Here is a 5,479-nt window from a genome sequence, read left to right on the forward strand (position 1 = left end):
GAGCTAAGTCGGCTCCTCATCAAGTGGGTGCGAATTCTAGAGTAATGAATCACTCGGTGCAATAGGCTTTTGCGAAAAATTTTCTTTTTTTTGTTCAAGTGGTCATTTATTTACCACTTAGACGTTTAATTGAACGTTTTCAATCAAAAGAAGCTTTTTCAGCGTAGCGGGCAAGGCCATCTATCACCAAATTCGCGGCGCTGAGGTTAACACTCCCCTGAACGCTTGTCAGCAGATTTTTGTCTCCGCCGGTGCAAATGACCAAATAATCATCAAATCGTTCAGCTAAATACCGGTTAGCCGCAAAAACCGCCCCTTGAACAGCCGCCAAACACCCCATTGCAACACATTCTTCGGTATCGGTGCCAGCATCCAGGCGCGTTGGCACCTGTTTGTCCTGGGTAACGCGCTTGGTCGCACCCACCAGGGCATTTTTCATAGTGTGGTAACCAGGCAAAATCCAACCACCTAAATGTTGGCCGCCTGCTACAAAGTCCACCGTTATCGCGGTGCCCGCATCAATCACCGCAAAGGGCAACTCAGTTTTACCCGCTGCACCCACCATAGCCAACCAACGGTCAACGCCCATTTTGTTTGGATTGGCATAACTGTTGGTGATCCCAAACGCACTATGAGGCGTGGTAATGACCTGTAGTGCTATGTTGTTGTACTGACAAAAAAGCTGCAGTTGTGTTTCGGCGTCGTCATTGCCCACGTTTGATAAATAGATCTTCAACACGGGGGCTTTGCTCAAACGATTAACGAGGACATCAATCGTGTCTGCTACCTGTACTTGCTCACTGGTATCTGACAGCCACCGGTACTTTATGCAGGTATTCCCGGTATCTACCAATAAAACCTTATCAGCCTGCACGCAAACTTACCTCGCCGCCGTGAAACCGGGTTATCCCATCGCTGGTTTCCAGTAATAGCGCGCCGCTTGCGTCAATACCACGATTAACCCCGCTAATGCGTTTGTTGCCCGCTTTTATGACCACAGTGCGATCGGCAAACCAGTCCAGCTCTTGCCAGGTTGCTACATAGGGTTCAAAGCCGTGCTGAGTAAAAGCAGGTAATAATTCCCACAGTTGCTCAATAATCCTTGCCGCGATGTCGTTGCGGTTTAGATCCGGTCCTAACTCATGACTCATATCGATATGGGGTTGTCCCACATCATATTCGTGTTCCGGCACGGTCACATTCAGTCCAATACCGATAATACTGTCTGCCGGCGCGCCCAGTTGGCCCTCAACCTCAATGAGTACGCCAGCAAGTTTTTTCCCGTACAAATATACGTCGTTGGGCCATTTCAGGCGCGCTTCGTCAAGACCGCACTGTTTTAAAGCCTGACAAACAGCAATGCCCACCAGCAGCGACAGCCCAGCCATACTTTGATAGCCGTCGTTAAATCGCCAGTACATCGACATAGTCAGGCTCCCCCCGACAGGTGCCAGCCATTGTCTGCCATGCCGGCCCCGGCCTGCGGTTTGTATTTCAGCCAGTATCACATCTCCATTAGCGCGCTGGGAGGCAGCGTCTTTTAATTCCGTGTTGGTGGACTCAATAACCTGTGCCACGCGGATGTTACCTTTATGCGGCATAGTGATTTGCTGCCCAATGGTTTGCTCATCCAGCAGGATTAAAGGCCGGTTAAGCTTGTAACCTTTGCCTTTTACCTTAAATACATCCAACCCCCAATCGGTAAGCTGAGATATGTGACCCGCTATCGCTGTGCGCGATAGCCCGAGCGTTTGAGCCAGGGTTTCACCCGAGTGAAATTCGCCATCGGCCAGGGTACACAATAGCGTTTGACGTACTTCCCGCGCTTTCGGTTTCATAGTGTTACGAGTCCTGTTTTACCCACCAGTCTGACCTCTGGCTCCAAACGGATGCCAAACGTCGCCTCAACGGTTTCTATTATAGCCTGTGCAAACTCAACGACCGCTTTACCTGATGCCGCGTTTTGATTGACCAGCACCAATGGTTGATGCTGATAACTACAGACCCCGTTCTTGCACTGCCCTTTAAAGCCTGCTGTATCAATTAACCAGGCAGCAGGGACTTTCGTTTGCGTCGCATTCAGGTCATAACCCGGCATGGACGGATATTGCTGCCTGAGTTTGCCAAAGTGCGATGTTGAAATGACCGGGTTCTTAAAGAAACTGCCAGCGTTACCTAATATAGCGGGATCGGGCAACTTTCGCTGTCTGATGGCAATAACAGTATTGAATATGTCTTCTGCTGTAGGGTCGCTGAGTGCATCCAGCTCGGCATACTGAGTGACAGGTGCAATATCAGATGGCAGGAAAAAATGAACATGCGTCACAATCCAACGGCTGTGTTCTGGGCGCTTAAAAATACTGTCACGATAGCCGAATTCACATTCCTGTTGCAACAAACTGAACTGTTCACCCGTGTCCAGTGACACTACGTCAACTTGTTCAATCCGCTCACCGACTTCCAGGCCGTATGCACCGATATTCTGAATCGGCGCCGCCCCGACTGAGCCGGGGATAAGTGCCAGGTTTTCCAGGCCGCGCCACCCTTTTTTCACGGTATAGGCCACCAGCGCATGCCAGTTTTCGCCTCCTCCAACGGTGAGTCGCACCCCATCTTCTCCGAGCTTGACGTCAATGCCTTTAATGTCGTTCAACAGTACCAGACCGTCGAAGTCTTCAATGAAAATACTGTTGCTTCCACCACCCAAAATATACACAGGCACATCGGTACGATAAGCCGACAGCAGCGAGCTGACCGAGTCGAACGTCTGCAATTGCTTACAATGACTGGGCAAAGCGAAGGTATGGCGATGAGTTAGTTCTGGCATAAGGAGATATATGATGAAAACGAGCCGCTAGTATGCCTTAACGGTCGGGGTGAAGGCCAGTCATTAGGCTGGCCTTCCGGTACACATGTTTTAATCTAACACGATAATGACACCGGCCTCACCGAAGAAGCCACTTTCATTGAGCTGTTGAATGCGCTGGGCATATTCGGTTGCCAGTACAATCTCGGTTCTCGTATCGCCATAAGTCCGCAGTGCTTTCACCAGTAACGGGCGACTGCCAACCACTGGGTGTTGAACAGCGAAATCAACGTCCCTTGCAAACAGGGAAACCAGTTGTCCGCGTTCAAGCAATCGCTCGCTTTTTTCTACGGCGGAATCAGGATACACAACGCCACCGCGAAGTTGACGGATCTTGGGGCTTAATGACGGTATAAAGTTGCTGCCGCGCGCATCCACAACCAGCCCGGTAGGCTGAGTGTCTTTTTTAGCAACGGGCGTAGCATCGTCGCGCTTTTGTGCAGCAAGCTGCTGCTCAAGTACTGATAGACGACGATTAAGTTTCTCTACATCATCCAGCCAGGGGACCGGCTGCAACGTCACGTCATCCTGAGCATGCGCTTTGGGAATCAACGCCATCGCTAACCATTCCAGGGGTTGCTTCACCCAGCTCTGTAGGCCGGCAGTCTGATAGAGTTCGTTGTACACAGCTTTAGAGGCAGGACCGCCAAGGCTGATCGCCATCTCGATTTTACAACTGCCATCTGGCGCGGGTGTGCGACTCAGAATGCGCGCGTTGCGGATCACGCCTTCAACCTGACTTTTGACTTCGTCATTATTCAGCATGTAATTGTCGATCACCGTGGTCGCGGTAACGCGCACCCCCTGCGTAGCTTCCAGCAAATTACGCTGCGCATCGACCACCGCTGCACGACATGCCAGCAACGGGCCTGCTTTACCCATCGCATTGGCAGGCGGCAGACCATACCCTTCCGCCGCAATTTGCCCGGTTGTCCAGTTTACCTTACCGCCCGCGGCGGTCCATTCTTCATAATGTGCATTGGCCGCCACACCTGAAAAACTGACTAACGTTAGTGCCAGTGCTATACACGCCTTTTTCATTATTCTGTCCTTATTTTTCCAAGCAGGTTAGTGGCTGAGGCCGCAGGGTCCCAAGTATTGCCTATTGCATCAATTTCATAACTGGATGCATTCTGAATATGGAATGGGAAGTTGTTCCGTATGGTGCAGTCATTGACTTTCAGCTTCGCGAAATCACTCACTACCACACCTGATGTATTACTGCCGTCAATAAGGCAATGACGAAGCGTCACATTCGCCTCCCCTTCAATCATAACAGCGGTGAATTTACTGCCAATTATCTCAATGGCCTCCAGCAATGGCTGGCCTGATTTAATGGCTATACCAATACCACCGCTGTGCATTTGCACACCACTGATTTGAGTAGCCTTGTTGTTTTCCAGAACCAGATAAGGTGCGCGTCGTTCAGCATCGGCTACCGGACCAATCTTGATGGCCTGCTTAAGCCCCCAGAAATAGGCTTCACCGCGGATCACCATCGTGGCCTGTGGGTCGAACTGGAGTTCAACGCCGGGCTCAACATAAATTTCACTGTCTTCATTAAAGACCACCTGCCCCTTCACCTGATAGGGGCTAAAGGTTTTGGTTAACGCCATAACGCCTGAGTAATCGCCCTGTAAGGGGCCACTCAAATAGGTTTGCTGACCGACTTCCTTCACATACGTAGTCAGCGTAATGGACTTGGTGTCGCTGCTGTTACCTGCGCGGTCCACGGCCAGTACCTGATATTCATTCAGGCTGAAGGCTTCGGTAGCGACCGCTACATTAGCAAAGCTGTCTGCGCCTGAATAAACCAGCGTTTTTTCCCCTTCAACAATCCGAAACACGCTAAAGCTACTTGCGTCATCGTCGGCCTGCCACGATAACTTCAGGGTTGACTCGGTTTGGCTACCAACCAGATTTTTCACCGTTGCGGGTGGCTTATTATCGAAGTTAACCAGTCCGGTAATACTCAGCATGGTGGTCGTGCTGCCGTCTTTCCCCTGCAGAATACCGGTAACCGGCACGCGTACCTGATCCCAATCGGGCTGAACCGGTATCTTCGCGATGTACACCCCTGGCTCAACCTCGTTTAATTGTGTACGCACTAAATTGCCAAGTTCAGCAAAGGCCTGCACCCCGGGCTCGCCTTTAACGCCCACCTCCAGTACATCGGAATAGCGCAGCCACTGATCGGCCTTATCGTGAATAACCGATTCAATTAACGGTCCACCGTCGCCGGCATAAACCGCCGGTTGCGGGAAGTCAAAAGCCACTTTGCGCCCCAGTTCATCAGCTGCGGCTAACAGATTTTCATCATCCAGATTCATTGCTGCTATCGCCGCATTCAATAGCAGCCCCCAGGCTGTGGTAGAAACACCACCAGCGCGCTGTGTGACTTCGTGTTCACCGCTCCACACGACGTCGCCTTTGGTGTTGTATAGTGACAGGGCAACCTCAAGACGAATCTCTGAGTAAATCCCAGCAAAGAACCGTTCAAAGTCCACCACTTCACCCACTAACACACCTTCGACGCCAAGGTAGGAGGCCATTTTGGAATGGTCCAGCGGGCCTGAAGGCAGCCGTTTGTCGACTTCCGCGGGATGCATTAAT

At 51.2% G+C, this 5,479-nt stretch carries 5 protein-coding genes; all 5 read right to left on the reverse strand.

The window, feature by feature from the left end; translation table 11 throughout:
- Nucleotides 1-139 precede the first annotated feature (139 nt).
- Nucleotides 140-874, reverse strand: coding sequence for a type III pantothenate kinase (locus AC4MRN_RS19210; protein WP_491204209.1), 735 nt, complete (start codon nucleotides 872-874; stop codon nucleotides 140-142).
- The gene (gene birA / locus AC4MRN_RS19215; protein ID WP_370239878.1) at nucleotides 864-1,838 is read right to left on the reverse strand and encodes a bifunctional biotin--[acetyl-CoA-carboxylase] ligase/biotin operon repressor BirA; all 975 of its coding nucleotides are present in this window, start codon (nucleotides 1,836-1,838) and stop codon (nucleotides 864-866) included. Before birA ends, AC4MRN_RS19210 begins: the two co-directional genes overlap by 11 nt.
- Nucleotides 1,835-2,827, reverse strand: coding sequence for a UDP-N-acetylmuramate dehydrogenase (murB, locus tag AC4MRN_RS19220; RefSeq protein WP_491204210.1), 993 nt, complete (start codon nucleotides 2,825-2,827; stop codon nucleotides 1,835-1,837). Before murB ends, birA begins: the two co-directional genes overlap by 4 nt.
- A 90-nt stretch (nucleotides 2,828-2,917) precedes the next feature.
- Nucleotides 2,918-3,907, reverse strand: a complete 990-nt coding sequence (locus tag AC4MRN_RS19225) for an LPP20 family lipoprotein (RefSeq protein WP_491204211.1) — start codon at nucleotides 3,905-3,907, stop codon at nucleotides 2,918-2,920.
- Nucleotides 3,907-5,479, reverse strand: a 1,573-nt coding sequence (locus AC4MRN_RS19230) for a right-handed parallel beta-helix repeat-containing protein (RefSeq protein WP_491204212.1), incomplete at its 5' end; no start/stop codon positions are given. The genes AC4MRN_RS19225 and AC4MRN_RS19230, both read right to left, overlap by 1 nt.

It is taken from the genome of Marisediminitalea sp., from assembly GCF_984433645.1.